Source organism: Acidimicrobiales bacterium (assembly GCA_041394265.1).
Taxonomy (GTDB): domain Bacteria; phylum Actinomycetota; class Acidimicrobiia; order Acidimicrobiales; family SZUA-35; genus JBBQUN01.
This window is the reverse complement of the sequence record JAWKIO010000005.1, coordinates 3,588,827-3,607,362: the sequence shown is the minus strand read 5'-3', so window position 1 is coordinate 3,607,362 and position 18,536 is coordinate 3,588,827. Positions and strand designations below refer to the sequence as shown.

Annotated in this window: 18 protein-coding genes; 11 read left to right on the top strand and 7 right to left on the bottom strand. The window is 63.2% G+C overall.

Annotated elements, in window-relative coordinates:
- The first annotated feature begins 317 nt into the window (after positions 1-317).
- Both R2733_17550 and R2733_17545 read left to right on the top strand, forming a co-directional pair.
- On the top strand, positions 318-632 hold the full coding sequence (locus R2733_17550) for a hypothetical protein (protein MEZ5378313.1): 315 nt from the start codon (positions 318-320) through the stop codon (positions 630-632).
- A gap of 485 nt (positions 633-1,117) precedes the next feature.
- Entirely contained in the window at positions 1,118-1,504 is a 387-nt protein-coding gene (locus R2733_17545; protein MEZ5378312.1) for a hypothetical protein, read from the top strand.
- Positions 1,505-1,664: 160 nt separating this feature from the next.
- Here the strand turns inward: R2733_17545 and R2733_17540 are convergent, their stop codons facing one another.
- Complete coding sequence (locus R2733_17540) at positions 1,665-2,075, bottom strand: hypothetical protein (GenBank protein ID MEZ5378311.1); 411 nt, start codon at positions 2,073-2,075, stop codon at positions 1,665-1,667.
- Positions 2,076-2,729: 654 nt separating this feature from the next.
- On the opposite strand from R2733_17540, the gene R2733_17535 reads away from it, so the two are divergent.
- Entirely contained in the window at positions 2,730-3,347 is a 618-nt protein-coding gene (locus R2733_17535; GenBank protein ID MEZ5378310.1) for a hypothetical protein, read from the top strand.
- 301 nt (positions 3,348-3,648) lie between these two features.
- Here the strand turns inward: R2733_17535 and R2733_17530 are convergent, their stop codons facing one another.
- The gene (locus R2733_17530) at positions 3,649-5,052 is read right to left on the bottom strand and encodes an IS1380 family transposase (GenBank protein ID MEZ5378309.1); all 1,404 of its coding nucleotides are present in this window, start codon (positions 5,050-5,052) and stop codon (positions 3,649-3,651) included.
- A 120-nt stretch (positions 5,053-5,172) separates the two neighbouring features.
- On the opposite strand from R2733_17530, the gene R2733_17525 reads away from it, so the two are divergent.
- Positions 5,173-5,802 (top strand): histidine phosphatase family protein, encoded by a 630-nt coding sequence (locus R2733_17525; protein ID MEZ5378308.1) that lies wholly within the window; start codon positions 5,173-5,175, stop codon positions 5,800-5,802.
- 303 nt (positions 5,803-6,105) lie between these two features.
- Positions 6,106-6,624: a hypothetical protein gene (locus R2733_17520; protein ID MEZ5378307.1), complete on the top strand. Its 519-nt coding sequence runs from the start codon at positions 6,106-6,108 to the stop codon at positions 6,622-6,624.
- A 339-nt stretch (positions 6,625-6,963) separates the two neighbouring features.
- Here the strand turns inward: R2733_17520 and R2733_17515 are convergent, their stop codons facing one another.
- Positions 6,964-8,202, bottom strand: a complete 1,239-nt coding sequence (locus R2733_17515) for a hypothetical protein (protein MEZ5378306.1) — start codon at positions 8,200-8,202, stop codon at positions 6,964-6,966.
- A 510-nt stretch (positions 8,203-8,712) separates the two neighbouring features.
- On the opposite strand from R2733_17515, the gene R2733_17510 reads away from it, so the two are divergent.
- Positions 8,713-9,183, top strand: coding sequence for an SRPBCC family protein (locus R2733_17510; GenBank protein MEZ5378305.1), 471 nt, complete (start codon positions 8,713-8,715; stop codon positions 9,181-9,183).
- Between the two features lie 49 nt (positions 9,184-9,232).
- A complete protein-coding gene (locus R2733_17505; protein ID MEZ5378304.1) occupies positions 9,233-10,129 on the top strand; it encodes a hypothetical protein in 897 nt (298 codons plus the stop codon).
- Between the two features lie 285 nt (positions 10,130-10,414).
- Here the strand turns inward: R2733_17505 and R2733_17500 are convergent, their stop codons facing one another.
- Positions 10,415-11,308 (bottom strand): hypothetical protein, encoded by an 894-nt coding sequence (locus tag R2733_17500; GenBank protein ID MEZ5378303.1) that lies wholly within the window; start codon positions 11,306-11,308, stop codon positions 10,415-10,417.
- Positions 11,309-11,478: 170 nt separating this feature from the next.
- Positions 11,479-11,856 (bottom strand): hypothetical protein, encoded by a 378-nt coding sequence (locus R2733_17495; GenBank protein MEZ5378302.1) that lies wholly within the window; start codon positions 11,854-11,856, stop codon positions 11,479-11,481.
- A 301-nt stretch (positions 11,857-12,157) separates the two neighbouring features.
- Between R2733_17495 and R2733_17490 the strand changes: the two genes are divergently transcribed.
- Positions 12,158-13,387, top strand: a complete 1,230-nt coding sequence (locus tag R2733_17490; GenBank protein MEZ5378301.1) for an IS256 family transposase — start codon at positions 12,158-12,160, stop codon at positions 13,385-13,387.
- Between the two features lie 22 nt (positions 13,388-13,409).
- On the opposite strand, the gene R2733_17485 is transcribed toward R2733_17490, so the two are convergent.
- Positions 13,410-13,817 (bottom strand): hypothetical protein, encoded by a 408-nt coding sequence (locus R2733_17485; protein MEZ5378300.1) that lies wholly within the window; start codon positions 13,815-13,817, stop codon positions 13,410-13,412.
- Between the two features lie 368 nt (positions 13,818-14,185).
- Positions 14,186-15,538, bottom strand: coding sequence for a DUF4214 domain-containing protein (locus R2733_17480; protein ID MEZ5378299.1), 1,353 nt, complete (start codon positions 15,536-15,538; stop codon positions 14,186-14,188).
- 305 nt (positions 15,539-15,843) lie between these two features.
- Between R2733_17480 and R2733_17475 the strand changes: the two genes are divergently transcribed.
- The 3 genes from R2733_17475 to R2733_17465 all read left to right on the top strand — a co-directional run bounded on the left by R2733_17475 (position 15,844) and on the right by R2733_17465 (position 18,334).
- Positions 15,844-16,050, top strand: coding sequence for a hypothetical protein (locus R2733_17475; GenBank protein MEZ5378298.1), 207 nt, complete (start codon positions 15,844-15,846; stop codon positions 16,048-16,050).
- 269 nt (positions 16,051-16,319) lie between these two features.
- Entirely contained in the window at positions 16,320-16,817 is a 498-nt protein-coding gene (locus R2733_17470) for a sigma factor-like helix-turn-helix DNA-binding protein (GenBank protein ID MEZ5378297.1), read from the top strand.
- The gene (locus tag R2733_17465; GenBank protein MEZ5378296.1) at positions 16,814-18,334 is read left to right on the top strand and encodes a sialidase family protein; all 1,521 of its coding nucleotides are present in this window, start codon (positions 16,814-16,816) and stop codon (positions 18,332-18,334) included. The genes R2733_17470 and R2733_17465 overlap by 4 nt, the downstream gene beginning before the upstream one ends.
- The last annotated feature ends 202 nt before the right edge of the window (positions 18,335-18,536 follow it).

The following is an 18,536-nucleotide window of genomic DNA, read 5'->3' as shown; positions in this document are numbered from 1 at the left end:
CACCGTCGACCTTGCCAGGTCCCGCGAACACGACGGCCTTCGAATCGTGGAGATCGGCGACGGACAAGTCAGCGACCGGCCACGAAGCCTCGATCCTCAAGCGCTCCTGCAACACATGAATGCGAGTTGAAGCAACCACCCAGGGGCTGTTACCACGACGAGTACGCGCCCCCTACCGCTCCACAATTATCTCCAACGACCTGCCCCACACAACGCCGGCCGTGGGCCGCACTCGGAGCCTGACGGTGAGCTGATGCTACGTATATCGCCGGCTCGGGGCACCCCCGGCCGACCCTCAGGCGCGTATCCTGCACGTTGTGGACGACCGGCAGTTCTCACTACTGGCAAACCTGATTGACGGGCTCGATCGTCTCTACGATCAGAAGTCGAGTGTGATCGACACCTACGCCCTACTTCACGCCACAGGGTGCGCCCTCTCGGGCTCAGATCTCGGTGAGGACATCGCCGCGGCTGCCGACGGCGTGCTGCGGGCGGTTCGTTCCGGAGCCGCAGAGCCAGAGAAGAACAGAGCCGCCCTCGCCGCAACCGACGCGCTCCGCGTGAAGGTATCCGAGGCATGGGGCGAGGGTTATCTGGAGCGATACCCACCGTCCGGACGCGATCCCAAGTAGTAGCGCTTCAGAGGACCTCTCGACTGCCCCAGAACACCGGTTGTGCGGGTAGTGCGGCATGAACCGGCCCGGGCAGAGCCGGCATCCACCAACCTCAGAAGTGACCCATACCGCTCACGCCCCTAGCGCCGAAGAGTGCCCCACAACGCCGGTTCGAGGTGGCGCTCAGTATCGGGATCAGGACGTCCGAGACGCGGTCCGGCTAACCAAGGTCCGAGCACCTGGGGAACCGAGCCTAGAGTCCGAGGGTGTCGATGCAGACGGCAGCTGGGGTCGACCCGGACCCGAGAGCCATGCGCTCGAGCATGCGGTCCCCGTCTCGGCGGCGCCTGATGCGATCGGAACCAGCCGCACGGCTGACGACGTTCCTTGCGGCCGTTTTCATCACAGCGTCGCTCGCTGGCTGCAGTTCGTCGGCCAACGAAGCGCTCCAGCGAAGAACGATCGACTGCTCGACTCGAATCGACGTCATTGAGGATCCGCCAGTGGAGTTCTCCAACGTCGTGCTCGACGCAGTTGCCTTCCCGGCCAACGGTTGGCCCTTCGGGGCCCGCAAAGGTGATCCGGGGACTACGACCGAAGGTTTCGTGTTCACGAAGTTCGGCCTTGTTGTTCGGACCGACATAGCGGTCACTATCGATGTCGTTGAACCCGCTGCCTCAGATTTCGTGATGGACTGGCCACCGCAGAAGAATGCCCCTGCCGGGCATGGTCTCAGCGTCGGCCCCTGCGCTGACGATGACTGGAACTGGGTGGTCTTCGCCGGCGGAATATGGCTGAGAGAGCCGACCTGCGTGACCGTCGACGTGCAGACCTCCGGCAAGTCGGAGAGATTCGACCTCGGCCTTGGCCTTGATTGTGTCGAGCGGTGAAACGACAGCGTCCCCAGAACGCGAACAGTGGACGGCCGCAGGATCGTCCCTGATCGCCGGTTCGGCGTGCACTTCTTGCCGGGTCGTGGTGCTGTCGCACTGGGCTTGACCGCCACTGGGTTCGAGCGGCGCATACCCGGCGTCCGCCGACAAACTCGGGTCACTCTGTCGCTGTCAGCCCGACGCCCTCACCATTCACGATCAGACCAGGCACAACGGCTGCCTCGATCACAGCCGGAACTGAACGAGGCCGCCGAGGCGACAGCACCAGCCCTATCCACACCATCGCTACGACAGCCACCAAAACCGCTGAGACAACCGACGCGACACCGAGCTGGCCCAGCACCCACAGTGCCACTGCACCAAGCAGACCCACACCCACCATCATCCCCTCGAGTCGGCGCCTCGGTGACAGGATCTGATCAACGCGGTCGACGACCGACCGGTCAACCAGTGGCGGCGACCTCAGTAGGTGAACCTCATCCGACGGCAGCGCCGGCCAGCCAACACGTCCCATCGCCTCAGCCAGGGCTCCCGGACGCTCCTCACGAAACGACACGCCGTACACCACGGCACGGCGCCTCGGCCACAACACCAACGGAACCGGGCTGTTCTGATCAGTTGCACGCCGACGAAACGACGGCGACATCACTGGAGCAACCGTCTGCAACGTCACCGTGGGCGCTGCCCACGCAGTCGTCGTGAAGAAATACATCACCGGGAACAAGCCGTACCTCGCGTATCGGGCACGATCAGCGAGCTGAGGGTCCGGCTTCGCCGTGTGTTGCTCGTCTTCGGCGAGGAACGTGTTGCCCCGGGCGAACGACCACACCCGGTCGGCGAAATACACCGGTGCGACCAGCGTGATCACATCAGGCTCGACCACGACGAAACACGGTCGCCGCCACCGGTAGGTACGGAGTCTGACCACCTCGCCGCGCTCGAACCATCCGGGAGCGATCGACCACCAACTCCGGGACACCCCTGCTGCGCCGCTCACGATCGGCGATCGTAACCGCACCCAACCAACCAGCGAGCGAACACCAGCTCCATGGGGATCCGGCCCCACCCGCTAATCCGACACCTGCGCCATGAACGCGTCCCCTACCAATCGCCGAGGAACACACCGGGATCATCCCCGATCGCCGGTTTGAGGTCGCGCGCATCGGGCTTGGCATCACGCTGGGGCGGCGAACTCGGCTGGACCTCGTAGCGTTTCCGGAGCATGAGGACACACGCCAACAACGAGCATGGGCACCCGACCCTCACAGCCATCAGGCGAGTGGCCACGGCCTCCCTCTCGATGATCGCCGTCGTGTCGACCAGCAGCTGTACAGGCTCGGATACCGCTGAGCCGGCAACGACCACTACGACAACGGAGGTGTTGGTTGAGATCGGCCAGACTGAGCGCGACGCATACACCACCTCGGTTGACAACGAGGCGTGGATTGTTGGTGGCGCCGTGTTGGGGCCGGGGAGTGATCTTCGGGTTCGGGCCACCCGGTGCCCAACTCCCATGGTCGACATCCGAAATGTGGACGATGTCAATATCAGCGCGTGGAAGTATTTCGATCCCGCCGATGATGTTGAGGATGCCCGTGACTTGGTCATGAGGATCCCGGCCGAGTTTCCCGCCGGCGACTATGACCTCATGGTGGTCTGTTACAACGACTACGACGTGTCGGACCGGGTCCGGCGTACCGTCTTCGAGGTGACCGGTGCACCGGTATCGGCGACCGCTATTGGCGATGTGGATCCGCTGGTGCAGCCAACCTATTACTGCCTGCCCACCTTCGATCGCTGTCAACAGCTTCAGCCCTTCCCGCCCGACTTCCCGATCTGACGACGAGCTGAATCGCTCGGCGACACCGAACGCACGACTCCGGAGCGTGTCGAATACCCACCGGCTGTTTTGCTCGCCGACCGTGACCCCGGTCGCCAATCGTACGAGGAGTCGATCGACCGACTGTCGTTCCCAGGCTCCCCGAGCCTGGCCTGTACGGCACCAGCAACCCGCAACTGCCCCCCTACCACTCACTGCTCGAGCAGCAAACAACGTCCCCTATCGCCGGGAGGATGACGCACATTCTCGGACGGGTGGATGGGTGCAGATTGCCGGTTTGTCAGCGTCTAGCCCGGATCTTTCATACGGCTGTTGGTGTTGAGATCCGTGTGGTCACGGTGAGTGATGCGAAGGCGGTGCGGATCCGCCCGATGGCGGCCAAGAGTTGGGTGGTCCATGGCCAGTGCTGATCGAGATGAAGAACACGCCCGGTCGGGGTGACCCGGCCAGCGACGGTGAGGAACCGGTGCCGTACCGTTTTCGGTGCCGCCTTCGCCATGGCGGTCCCGGCGCAGCCGATCCGCCGTGCCCAACACAACAGATCGTTCGCGGCGAAACACAACTGCATCCACAGATCGTTGCTGACGATGCAGTCGAACGGCAGGTTCGCCAGTCCGCAGGCTTTGGTATCGCGGATCACGTTCTCGGCCCGGGCACGCTGCCGTTGCCGTAGCTCGAGTCCGGCAATGTCGCCGCCTGCGGTGTCGGTGATGAACGCGGTATGGCGGCGGCCCTCGATCGTGTCGAACAAGGTGAGCTGTGCGCCCGGATGGGGGCGTTCACGACGAACGATCAACCGTGTCCGTTCCGGCCAGGCATCGAGGTTCACCAGGCCGGTGAGTTCGATCACCTCGGCCCCGGCCCGGGGTCGGCCATCGGTGTTGATCGCCGGGACCCAGGCGTCGTCTTGGCACAACATGATGGCGTCGCGTACGCGTTGATCGATCGAGTAGCCGATGGAGAACTCGGCGTTACGTAGCCGTGCTTCTTCGGTGAGCCAATGGTTCGCCCCGCCAGCATCGGCACGGATCACCAACCGATGCTGGATGAGGGTTGGATCATCGCCGAGGCCATGCCCGGCCGCCCAGGCGTCGGGGAGTTGAGCGACCGCGGCGTCCAGGACGGTGATGTGGTCGGCTGCGTTGTTCGCGCCCGCGTTGCCGGGCCGCATGATCCCGCACAGCATTTCGCCGGTCTCGGCGATCATCGCCAGCAACGGGTGATGCCCGTAGGTTCGTTTGTAGTTGGGTGCTGCGTCTTGCTTGTCGGTCTTGGTGGTGATCAGGGTCCCGTCGATATCGATGATCACGTCACCGGCGGGTCCCGCTCCGGCGGCCCATGCCCGAGCCCGGGCGTCACGACGGGCGATGTCGAGACGGCGGAACTCGGCCGGACCGACCCGATCGAAGGTTCGCCACACGGTCGGGTCCGACGCGACCGGGCCGAACATGGCCGGCTGGTTCCGTAACACCGCCAGATCAGCGAGACAGGTCGCTCCGTCGGCCAACGCCAACACCACCTGTGTCAGAGTCCGGCCCGGGTCATGACGACGACCCCCGAGGCCACGCATCGCCTCGGAGAACCCGGCGGTCATCCCGGTCAGATCGGCGGTCTCGGCCAACCATTCCAGACCGGCGTGGGTGGCCAGTCCCGTCCCGTCACCGGTCACCTTGCGTGGTCGAACAAGGCTGCTACCTTGGCTCATGAGAGCCCTCCGTTTCCTGGAATCCGATGTTTGCTTCGCAACACTCATCGTTCCAGGTCGGAGGGCTTTTCGCGAACCCGCTCACCGATCGCTATGCAAGATCCGGGCTAGTCTCGCCTGGTGATCAAGGACCGGCGCCTCTTCCTCATCCGACACTGCCAGTCTGCGGTCGACGCGACACGAGACCCGTCAACCTGGGGACTGACACCACGAGGAGCGAAGGACGCTGGTCGACTCGCTCGATCGTCGCTCTTCTCAGGGACCGCTGTTGTTGCGGCTGGTGATGAGCCAAAGATGGTTGAGTCAGTCCGGCCACTCGCCGATCAACTTGCGATCGGGCTAGGCGTCAGTGCTGGCCTCCGAGAGAGCACAAGCGGGGGCTGGGTCCCTGACTCGGAGTTCGAGCACGTTGTTCGCCGATTTCTCGAAGTGCCTGGTCAGGCTCCTGCAGTTGGCTGGGAGAGTGCGGAGACGACAGTCGACCGGTTCCTCACCGAAGTCGAGGAGCTTGCTGCCACCGAGCCGGCAGGAGACATCGTCGTGTGCACAGGTGGAAGAGTCTTGACGGCAACGCTGATCCAGATCGGGTTGCTCAGCACGGAGGACGCTCTCGACGCCTGGAGTGCACTCCAGATGCCGGATGTCGTCCCTGTTGCGTTCAACAACCGAGGTGAGCCATCGCTACCAGGATCGCCGCTCGTCGACACGATGTTGGACGCTCCCAAAGGCGACGACGGAAATCCGGACTGATCCACGCATCACGGCACATACGCGAGCGGTGGGGTGTCCCATATTTCCGGCCGATCTCAGCCAAGAACTCGCCCCCAAACGCCGGTCCGGGGACGCCCGTCGAGGCCTGGTGGTGGGATGATGCCACCGATATCGCCGGGCTGGTGTCGCTCCGGTGGTCCGAACTGACATCTCGACTTCCCTACTCGGGATATGACGCCGATGTGAATCGGAAGGGCGACACGCCGCTGTACGAGGCAGACGAGCGGCAACGAAGGCGCCCGATCGCCGCCATCGGCCTCAAACGAGTGAATACTGGGATCGATGCTCAGAGCCCCGATCGGAAACTGGATGGCGGTGATCGCCGGAGCGCTGGGCACCGTCAGTTGTCAAACCTCGGGACAGTCCGCAGAGGTACTGGTGGAGATCGGCCAGACCGAGCTGGCTGCCCATGAGGCGGATGTGGACAATCAGGCGTGGATCGTCGGCGAGTCGAGTGTCGCACCGGGGGCCGATATTCGGGTCCGGGCGACGTGGTGCCCGACCCCGAGCTTGCACGTCAATAGCCGTGACTTCAGCTACCAGTTCGGACGGCCATTCGATCCCGTCGAAGACACCGGCGACACGCGTGATCTGGTGATGCGTATCCCGGTTGACGTCGAACCGGGCGAGTACGACCTTCGACTCACCTGTGTCAACGACGGTGACGTCACCAACCGTGTTCGAGAGACGACCATCGAGATTGTCGGTCCCGCGGTGTCAGAGACGCCACTCAGCAATGTGGATCCATCATTGCGGCCGACGCGGTACTGCCGACCCGACGAGGACTGCATCCAGTTCTGATCGACCCCAACAAGCGGTCCCCGTCGTTGGGTTCGCCAAGCAAGAGGTGCATCAGCTCGCCAAGCTTGAGCAACCGGCCCCATCCAGGTGTCTCATACCAATCACGCTCCGATCACCGACGAGCATCCCCGATCGCCGGCTCAAGGTCAATCATCGACGGCTCGAACTTGATGGGTGCCGAGTAGCTGACCAATTCGGTGGTGGCGCTAGTGGTGCCCAATTTTCGTGGATCGGGTGCAACGCTTCTGGTGGGGTGCTCGTCCTTGCAGGAGATGCGCAGGACCGATCACGTCGATGACCAAGGACGGGTCACCGCACGTTCGGCGTCGGCGCTTCGAGTCACTCGAGGCGACGTATCCCGGTTGGGTGGGTCCAGTAGGGCGGACCGTCAGGAAGGAGAGACATTTCGGCGAACTTCTCGAGGATTGCGGTTTGAGCGTCGTTGAGTTCGCCGGTGAGCGTGACCGTCACCTGTGTGTGAGTGAGCTGGCAGTCGAGCGTCACGAAGTCGCTTTCGGGGTCGACTTCAACCGGCCAGGTGGCGGCCAGGCAGCGCCGCAACGAGAGCATCGCCAGTGACAGGAAACGTTCGGTTTCGGCAATGAAGGCCGGGTCGTCTGGTGTGGTGGTGCCGTCCCGGAAACATTCGGCCGAGAACGTGGCAGCGACGGTGACGCTCCGCTGGGTACGGGGCGCCCCGTTGTCCCGGGCGGCAAACGCTTCGCGGAGTGTCACTCCGGGAAAGCGGAGCCCTACGGCTGGGCCTTCGTACCACGGACCAAGGTGGTGGTCACCAGCCGACGTGCGGCTGACGTGGGAGAACTGGTCAGTCTGGGCGAGCAGCCCGTTGATGCAGAAGAGCGCTCGCCGAACCGACGCGCGGTCCCCGGTCACCCGGATCAACCTCTCGTCGTGGTGGATGTCGGCGTCGGAGTCGCAGAGTTCGTCAGCGAAGATCGAATCGAGCCAGATCTCTTCGGAGTAGGCCGGAAGGAATGGAGATACCTGGTGCACGCGGGAGATCTCGCGTTGCCAATCGAAGCCCGCGGCATAGTCGATGCGCGCCCAACCTCCTGGCAATCCGTGGTCCATGTCGTCGATTCCGAGGCCGATATCTCGGAACGAGGCAACGAGTTCACTGTAAACGTTGGCGTCCCAGCCGTTGCAGAAGCCATCAACCTGGAGTCGGCCGTTGACGTATCTGACGCCCATCAGCCCGTAGTTCGGCCCCTTTTCTTGTCCGCCCCATCTGAATTCGACAGCCCCGAGCGCGTTCTTTCGTTTCAATGGTTTCCCGTCCAACGCATCGAGAGCGCCCACGACGAGGTCTCGGTCTTTGATCGTCTTACGCTCGTCGAGGATTCGCGCTGTGACACCGCTCGGCGGGAGGTGTCGATCAAACCAGGACTTGACTAGTCGAACTTGGTTTGGGTTTGCGTTCGGGCAGTTCAGGGCGATCGAAGCTCCTCGCTGTTGCTCGGGGTCGAAAGGCGCAAGGCTGTCAAAACCAGTCACCGGCATGGGCCGGACGAAGGTCGGGCAAGATTTCAATTTCTTCACTCCTTCGAGATCCGGCAAGCGTCGACGCTGCGGTCGCCGATGACGATCACCCAGAACGCAGTCTTCGCCATACTTGCCGCATCCGCATACGGAATCGCACGGTTCGGGCTCCATGATCCGACCTGGGTGATCGAAGGAGCAGGAAGGCTCAGTGGGTCACTTTGGTTCCCATCCGCAGCATCCTTCACGTCGGGATCTCGGCAGAGGTAAGCAGAGGTCCACGTCTATCGGCCACGATCGGCCACATGGAACCCTCTCACTTTCTCGGAGCAGAGTCATCGTGGACCTTGGTCGGTCGATGAATCTGGAACTGGCATCACTCGAGTTCTGCCCCAGAGCGTGACTGCAAGCAACTCAATCCGCACCACCAATCGGTGCTTCCCCAAAACGCCCCAGGTCACAGCGCCGCAGAACCATCCCCGACCGCCGGCTCTCGGAATCATACATTCGTCCACGTTGGTGCTGTGATCGATGATTTTCTGAACTCGGCGACGTCCCTACTGGTGATCGAAGAGCATTGGAGCAATCGTGACTGACGAGAACCTGACCGCCCAGCGCCGCATCGACGCGCCGCCCTGCACCGTGTTCGCCTTGCTGGCCGATCCAGCCAACCACGCTGCGATCGACGGGACCGGATGGGTTCGGGGCCCACGTCGCGAGGGCGTCACGATCACCGCCGAGGGTGAGGTGTTCGACATGGCGATGTTCCATCCGCAGCACCCCGACGGCGACTATGAGATCGCCAATCGGGTGGTCGCCTTCGAGCCGCCTACCGTGATCGAGTGGGAGCCCGGCTTCTACGTCGACGACGGCCAACGCGAGTCCGGCCGCTGGACCTGGCGCTACGACCTTGCAGAGGTCGACGGCCAGACCGAGGTCACCCTCACCTATGACTGGTCGAACGCAACGAACGAGGCACGTGAGCGCTTCCAGTTCCCGCCGTTCGGGGTCGACAAGCTCACCGAGAGCCTGGACAACCTCGCTGCGCTGACGATCTGACCCGGCGGGACCGCGCCACCTACCAAGCCAGGGCAGTCCTCAAAGCTGGGTGCGAAAGGACCTGTCCCCGTACTCACGCAACGCGAGGTCCATCGGTCCCCCTCTAGTCAGTCGCCCGCGGCGAAGCGCTCGAGTCGAGCGGGGAATCACTTCCCAATGTGAGTCCTACATTGATGAAGTGCCTGCCGCAGTGACATTTGTTGAACTCATCGACGAGCTGGAAGCCAAGATCGAAGAAGCGGCCCCTGGGCTCCTCCAGCCGAACCCACCGGCAACAGCCCAGAGCATCAGGCTCGCCGAACGCCTCTTCGGCGAACCCCTCACCAATGAGCTGATCATTCTGGCTGAGCGTCACAACGGCTGCGCAGGATATCCCCTCAACCACTTTCACTGGCCATTGCCAAGCAACACTTTGGAGATGCAGATCCGCGATGCCGCCCCACTCGAGGGTGGCCCCTTCGAACCGCGTTCCACTGCGATCGTGTTCTCCTATCCAGGTGTCACACACCTCGCACTCGCACTCGACGAAAAGCATCGAGGCGAGGTGTACCGGCTGAACGCCCTTGACCACGAGCACAACTGCTATGCGGCCGGTTCCCTCTCCGAAATCTTCGAATCCTGGATCTACTACCTCGACCACGGCTACCTGACGTTCGTTCCCGGAGGACCGGGCCTCGTGCCAACCGGGTCCAGCTACCACTTGGTTTCCGGTGCGGACTCGTTCGACCTCCTCCTCGCTGCATGGCCTCGTGCGAACCCGCTTGCGATCACCAACAATGTCGCCGGGTCAAGCTCCACGGCGAGGGAGTTTGTCGAACGACGTCAGACCGACTTCGGGTTCGACCCTCGGATGGCAGAAGAACACCCCGAGCATTGGGCATGGTGGGAGGCGGCTACAGCTCGCGCCGGGAAGCTTTTTCAAGAGGTCAACGAATTGGAGTCGTAGGTGGCTTCCATAGCGGCCCTGGCGCAGCCCGCGGCCCTACAGGCTCATGTCCCACGAGGGCGGTGGTGGCCCGCCGACACCGTCAGCTATATGTCCAGCACCCTGTTGGACTCGGCCGCCAAAGCGTTCATGGCTTCGAGGTCGTTGCGTTGAACTGGCCTGGTTTGTGTGGAACCTCCCCACGGTGCGGTGCCCCATACCACTCGCTCTCCGAGCGCCGAATAGTGCCCCATACCGCCGGTCTGAGGATGCATCGAACAGATCGGTGATCTCTGTTCGAGGACTTCATCTGGGTCGAAGCGTGATGCTTCCCCTCGGACCGGTCACGGTCAGCAGCTCATCGTCGAGCGTCATGACCGGTTCCGACACCAACAGCTCGAGCATCGCCGTATCGCTCGGGCTGGGGTTCGGACACTCCTCGACCGGGACACCAACGATCGTGTTGCGAGGCTCAACGGTTTGCAGCCCACCGACCTGGGTGTGCACCACACAGGTCTCGAGTTCGACAGTGAGGATGAAGAAGGCCGGACTGATCAGAGACACGGTGGAAGCGTCGACACCGTCGATCGTGGATGACTCGCCATTGAAGCGGACACCGTTCGGGACCACTGGCACATTGCCAGCGGGATCATCGGTCGTGACGAGCAGACGGGCATGTTTCCCGACGAGCTCGACCGAGTCCGCTCCGACCATGACGTGCGGTTCGCCGAACAGCAGCTCGTCGAGTGCTTCGCCGACCTGCCGGTCAGGCTCGGTCGCATCGCACCCCATGCCCTCGGTGAGGCCGCCGCTCACCTGCGTCAGTCGACCGTCATCCAGCTGGTAGTCGAAGGAGCCGCCGCCCGCGCAGTTGCCGCGATCGATGATCGAAACCGAGTTCTCGGCGAACGATTGGAACACGACGTCGACAGGGACCTCTTCGCCGTCGATGGTGATCGACTCGGCCCGGTACTCAGGCCCGACCAGCCAGTGCGCCGCCGGCTCGCTATCGCTGACCTGGACCGTTGTGGTCGTCGGATCGGCGTCGGCGGATATGGCTTGTTCTACTGCTGCTTCGGGCTCGGGATTGTCGGCCGATGATGACGACGAGCCGCAGCCGGTGAAGAACATGCCCGTTGCGAGCATCGCGAGAAGTCGGCGGTTGCCCGAGAGTTGGCGTTCACGTTGGTTGCGGATCATGTTGTATGGACGCTCCCAGTCGTGTCGTGGTTCCAGTTGACGATTTGGCTCAAGCCGACGGTGGCAAAGACTGGCACGAGTGACCCATACCGCTCGCTCTCCGAGCGCCGAAGAATGCCCCATACCGCCGGCTTCGCGACAACAACAGGTTGGCGATTCGGCGAATGAATTCAGCTGGACATGCAGGTTTCGGCGTAGAGGCACTCGACCATCGCGTGATAGCCCCCAGTGCCATTCAAGCGGACCCGGATCACTGACCCCACACGGTCGACCACACTGCCAGCCAACGTGGGCGAGAGCTGAGGGATGCCGTCGATCTCAGGGTCCAAGACGAGCAGCACGGCTTCGTAGCCGATGTCTCCTGGAACATTCATCACGATCGAGACCTTGTCGATGGCAGGATCGAGCCGAAGGTGGAACGCCTGTGGAGGCGGCCCGTCGAAGCCAGCCAGCAATTCGACGACCAGATCGGAGCCCGCCAGTCGCTCGACTGCACCAGCCTGGGCAGCCAATGCCTGCTCGACGTACTCATGGATGGATGACCACACGACCGTCCCGCCAGCTACACCAACTTGGCCTCCACGCCCCAGCGGCCGTATTCCTCCAGCTTTGTCCATGTCAGACCTGTTGTCGTCGGCAGCCCAATCGAGGTAGTCACCCGACTCGGTCTCGACACGCATCAGGTCCGGGCTCCACACCGGATCCTGTAGGGCTGATGCCTCGATGTCGTCGGGTGAGTCCCGTCTCGTGGTGTAGATCGGCCTGACCATCGGAGGGGTATTCCCTCCGGAGTGGTGGCCACCGTGCGATTCTCAGAAGTGACTAAACGAACTGAGAAGGAATCGCACGATGACCGAATACGAGTCTGCCCTATCCGCTTTCGAGACGCGTCTCACCGGGACCGGCCTTGCCGGATCTCTCGCCGAGATTCTGACCGACGCCCTCCAAGAACTCATCGAAGCCGAACTCACTGCGAGGATCGGCGCCGAACCTGGTGAACGGACCCTGGCCCGCACCAACCTGCGCAACGGGCACCGCCCGAAACTGGTATCGACCCCCGCCGGCGACCTCGAGCTGGGGATCCCGAAACTCCGGCAGGGATCGTTCTTCCCCGAGCTCCTCGAGCCCCGCCGCCGGATCGACAAAGCCTTGTGGGCGGTGATCATGACCGCCTACATCACCGGCACCAGCACCCGGAAGGTCGACGACCTGGTCAAGGCGTTGGGCTGCGACACCGGCATCTCCAAGAGCAGCGTCAGCAGGATCTGCAAGAACATCGACGCCGATGTCGCAGTGCTCCGCAACCGTGATCTGGGGCATCAACGCTTCGTCTATGTCTGGTTGGATGCCACCTACGTCCATGTCCGCGAAGCAGGCCAGGTCACTTCCAAAGCGGTCGTGATCGCCACGGGTCTCCGAGCCGATGGCTACCGCGAAGTACTCGGCGTCGATGTCGGGGACTCAGAGAACGAAACGTTCTGGACCGAGTTCCTCCGGAGTTTGAAAGAACGCAACCTCACTGGTGTCCGCCTCGTCATCTCCGACGCCCACGCCGGGCTGAAAGCAGCGATCCGGCGGGTGTTCCAGGGCGCCGGCTGGCAGCGCTGCAGAGTCCACGCGATGAGGAACCTGTTGTCGGTCGCCAAGCATCAGCACCGCCTGATGATCGCTGCGTTGATCCGCACGATCTTCGCCCAGCCCGACGCCGGGTCGGCCCGCACCCAGTTGCGTAACGTCGTCACCCAGCTCGCCGGTGTGTCGCCCGAGGTCGCGACGAAGCTGGAGGGCATGGAGACCGATCTGTTGGCCTACACCGGGTTCCCGCCGGCGCATTGGTCCAAGATCTGGTCGAACAACCCGATCGAACGATTGAACCGTGAACTGAAACGACGCACCGATGTCGTGCAGATCTTCCCCAACACCGAGTCGGTGATCCGCCTCGTCGGGGCGTTGCTGGTCGAGATCAACGACGAAATGATCTCCTCGGACCGGCGCTACATCGCCGCCGGAAGTCTCGAACCACTCGTCGACCACGAAGGAGAACCGCTAACGTCATTGCCCGCAGCCCCAAGAACTTGACCAACAGAATCGCACGGCACTGCTACACCACCCGACGGGACTCCATCATGTCGTCCAGCGCGATCGATTCGAACGGCAACAGAAAGTGGGCGTTGAGCGGCCCGGTGACAATGCTCATGCTCTCTGCGACTTGCGCCGGTTCGATACCGAGCACCGGCGTCCAGCCAGCTGGGTCATCGACGAAGGCCCACAACAATCCATAGCTGATCACGGCGCCACGAGCTGTCAACTCTTCTGCGAATGGCTCGATTGGCTGGCCAGTTGACGGTCGTTCGATGCCTTCACGTTCTGCTGCCATGGCGATGTCGGTGAAGGTGATGTCGGCGAACGAGCCATCGAACTCGATGAGCTCCAGCATCGACGTGCCCAACTTGGCGCTCACGGGCGACGCAGCAGTCTCGTCGGCGCCGCACGACGCCGAGACGGTCAATGCCGCCACGGTCGCCAACACAGCCCCGGTTCGCGAACGACCGCGACGCCGCTCCGATGAATTTTCTGAGACTCTCGCCATTCCGACCGCTTCGCCAACTTCACCGGTGATCATCCGACTCGCATCGGCACCAAACACCGGCAATGAAGAACGAGGTGCAAACAGGAGGCGATCAACGAGGCCGGGTCAGAATCAGGAATCACAGCCAAGTAGGTGGGCTGGAGGTGATCCACCCGGACGTGCCCGCTACCGCTCGATAGCGTCGGCCCACCCACCATCTTTCGACCGCCGACCGCGGGCCGGGTGGCTCGGCGGTCGAAGCTCGGCGGCGTTGGTTGATCGTGCAGTCAACCTGATGCGCGGGTTTGCTAGCCGGCTTGACAGGTGGGCCGGGTGTAAAGGCCGGCGGGAATGACGATGGTCAACGGCCCGGATCTCAGTATCACCTCCTGGCTCGACGTCGAGTTGGGTAGAAAACGGAAGGAGAGGCCTACCTGGGTGTAGCCGTCGGGTAGCGGCGCACTCGACATACGCAGCGTCGTGTCGGACGAAATGATCGGTCCCGGCAGCGCTCGCACTCGCAACCGAGCGGACCAGCCCGCGTCACCAGTGAAGACCGAGCAACCAAACCCGACTGTATTGACGCGCTCGAATGTGGCGGCAGCGGCGGGAGGCGAGACCACGACAGCTTCGAGTCGGCTGCGTACTCGATCGGCCAGCACTCTGAGGTCAGCCTCGTTGGGCAGGACCCAGCCGCTGACCTCCACGATGCTGATCGAGTAACCGACCGCGATCGCTGCCGCCCGGGTGTAGAACACTCTGCCCCCGAAATTGGGTGACAGGTTGGTCATTTCCCATGTCACACAGGTGGAGCACCACGCCGGGACGGTCACGTTCCGGTAGGTGTCGGTTCCTCCGTAGTTGTCGACGAAGTCTGCGCACTCTTCCTGGAATGATCGTTTGATCTCGGCGATCATCGCCGAGGACCGGATCGGGTCGGAGAAGCCGTACACGTCGCTGGAGATGGTGAACTTGGTCATAGCGGCCACCGGGACGTCTTGGATGTAGAACGTGCCGCTGGCGTTCTCGGGCAGGACCAGTGGTTGTTCGCAAAGGGTTCGAGCGGGAACGTCGTTGACCGAGTACATCGGCCCGTCGATCGTGTAGGCGTCGAGTGTCGGGTCGACATCGCCAGGTGCGACCAGAACGACGGACAGATCAGGGCTGGTGCGGGTGAACGGTGCCCGCCGGATGAACTCGTCGTTGGCGACGATCCAGCGGACCACCTGATGTTTGGCCAGACCGTTGTTCATCTGGCCGAGCCAGTAGTCGAACCCGGCCTGGTCGGGGCTGCGACCCAAGATGTTGGTGTACACGACACTCAAGAAACCTGCATTGTCCAGGTTGGTGCCGTAGAGGTTGGCGAATTCTGCTGATTGCGCGAACCCCCAGGCGAGATCGTCTTCGGTGCGTCCGTCTTCGTATTGGTCGATCCAGTAGACCGCACCGGCGACATCCGGTTGACGGTCGAGGAACGCGAGGTAGAGGCGAAGCACACCAGCGTGCTCGTTGCGGTACTCCGGGGAGGCGACCAGTTCGGCCATCGACGCTGGTTGCCCCAGATCGACATCGGACGCGGCCACTGGGGCCACACCAACGGCCCACACCGTGACCGACAAACAGACCGCCGGCAACAGCTTTGTCAACATCTTGTGCAACATCCGCGCCCCTTCAACATTGTTGTGTGGCTGGGGACCATCGCACCTGTCACCCGAACGGTCAAACCACCATGACGCCCACACCGGCGGACGAGCCGTGCCCGACCCGTCCCCGATGCCGCTCGTTCATCGATGAGCGCAGTGGGTGTCCCCAAAACGCTCACCACTCAGGTTCCGAGAACCATCCCCGATCGCCGGTACTGTGACGCGATGGGAGCCCAGCGGATTGCGGCAGCGTTCACACCCGGAGCCCAGGACCTCTACTCGTTGTCGCCGGTGATGACCTGAGTGACGATCTTGCCCCTCGAATGCAGATCGAGCTGGTCGACGAGGCCAGTGGTCTTGCCTACGGCGCGGTGGCGTTGAGTGTGTTGGGTGATCACCGTTTCGAGGCGTTGGTCGACAGCGTGTCGAGCGAGCTGGTCGAGGCCGAGCAACCAGTCATCAATCGCGCGGCCTATCGCCCGGTCCCTCACCTCGATGCACAGATGCTCGAGGCATTCCGTTTCTTCTGAGCTGGCCAGCAACGGCCAGTTCCTGGCAAGGCCAACTCGATGAGGTGTGACCCGAGCTCGAGAGTGGCTCCGAACGTTGCCGACGTCCGAGCGTCAGGGCCACACCGGACGGTCCCTGATCGACATTCGCTGGCGATGCTGCCTTGTCGTGTGGTTGCCGATTTCGTCGGGGTGATGTGGTGCAAGTCGGCGGCTGGCTGCCTTGATGGGTGTCTGACTTGTCGTAGTCGCTGGGAGGCCGCTGTGTCACAGTGTTCGACGTTGCCAACATGACCGCTGATCGCCCCGACGGTGCTGGACTCGACACCTCGAGCGGGCAGCGAAGTTTCGAGGAGTTCTTCGCAGTCCAAGAGCCGCTGCTCCGTCGCGCTCTTGCGGCCGGGTTCGGGAACGATCTGGGCCGCGAAGCAGCCGCCGAGGCGCTCATGTACGGCTGGCAATGGTGGGACCGGGTCGCAGAACTCGACAACCCTGCCGGTTATCTCTATCGAGTTGGTGAGCGGTGGGCCGTTCGCCAACGGCGACGATCAATGCGTGCCACGGGTTGGGCGACGCAGCCATCGACCCCGGACAGGTTCGAGCCGGGCTTGGCCGGCGCGCTCGACTCGCTCACCGCCCGCCAGCGCCAGGCTGTCGTCCTTGTCACCGGATTCGGTCTCACCCACGCAGAGGCAGCGGACTTGCTCGGTATTGCCCGCACGTCGCTGCAAAACCATCACGAACGCGGTCTCACCAACCTTCGCCGCCATCTGGGAGCAGACACATGACCCTCGAGCAACAACTCCGCGAGTACTACAACAGCGACCCGATCACGCTCAACGAGCTCCAGCACCGCATGCATTCGGTCGCTGATCTCATCGATTTCGGACCAGTGGACACCGACGGGTTGACGCTAGATGACCTCGAGATTTCAACCGTGCACGATCTTGGTTCGGCGCCCGCTCGGAAGGTCACCCAGGCGCGCAATCCCGGCTGGGTGTACGCCGCCGCCGTGATGTTGATCCTCGTTGGCGTCGTGGCCGTCGTTCAACGCAGCACGTCCCCAGAAACTGCTGCGGTCGGATCGGCGGACCCGGCGGCTGCGGACATATGGGTGCAGATCGACCAAGGAGACGCGTTCGACCCCGCCCCCTCGGCCACACCGGACGTACTGGTCCAACCCATCAAGCAGAACAGGACCTTCGTCACCACCGTCAGGTCGACCGCTCTCGGCTATCTCGCGATCGGTACCGAACAACGCGACCAAGCGAGCACCGGGGTCGTGTGGCGGTCCGACGACGGTCACACCTGGACCCGGGTCACTGACCCAGACCATCTTTGGGGCGACGTCGAGACCCGACCCGACGGCTATACACGGCCGCCGGCTGCTGGACTGTGGACAATCGCCGAACACGACGGAACCGTCGTCATCGGCGGCTACACGTACCGAGATCCGGCGTCGACGTCGATCACCGCCGCCGCGTGGTCGACCACCGATGGAATCAACTGGACGACCGGGCGCATGCCCGATAATTCGGCTGGCCGGTCAGTGAGATCGATCATCGGGACCGACAACGGGTTCTTGGCGATCTCAGAAGAAGCGACCGATCCCGCTGGCCCGCAACTGTGGCGCTCGGTCGACGGTGTCGGCTGGCATTCTGTCCAATCCGATGGGCTGCCTGACGATGCGGTGGTGAGCTCGATGACAACCACCGATACCGGTACAAGGGAACGCATCGTCGCTGTCGGCTCCGCCGGGAGCCCCGACCCGCGACCCGGACTCTGGTACTCCGACGACAACGGCAACACTTGGCGCTCCGGCACCATCGACCATCGGCCGTCAGATCACCCGTTCGGCGAACTCACCGATGTCCAGACCGGTCCCAACGGGATGATCGGCCTCGGTAGCCGTCAGGGCGAGGGCGCCACCACTGACCAACTCGCCGGCTCGTATCAGCTTGTGGTGTGGGAAAGCAGCGACGGCATTGCATGGGACGAACGACCGATCGATTCAACCGAGAACCGCCCGTGGATGCGGCCGGGACTCGCCGTCGGCCCCGACGGTTTCGTCGTCACCGCCTACATCGAAACCGACGACGGGTATGAGGGGGTCAGCTGGATCAGCGCAGACGGCGGGCCCGTGGAATGGCTTGAGCACCCGACGGGCCGCGCCGGAGGTGTGCCGACAGCGACCAGCGACGGCTACGTGACCATCACGCCAGTCCTCGCCACCACCAAGTCAGGACCCGTTCCACCAGTCGCCGAACCGGCAGAGGTATGGACCCTCTCCACCGCCCGCAACTAACCCGACCCAGCGATCAGAGCAACGACCACGACCACCAAGTCGGCCCAACGTCGACCAGTCCCCGCAGCCGATCCCGATCCACCAACCAGGCGCCATCCCCTACCACTCACTCCCGATCACCGAAGAGCGTCCCTGATCGCCGGCCGTGGGACGGCGATTGAGGCATCCGAGAACGCGTCGACTGCGATGCTCTGAGAGCCCG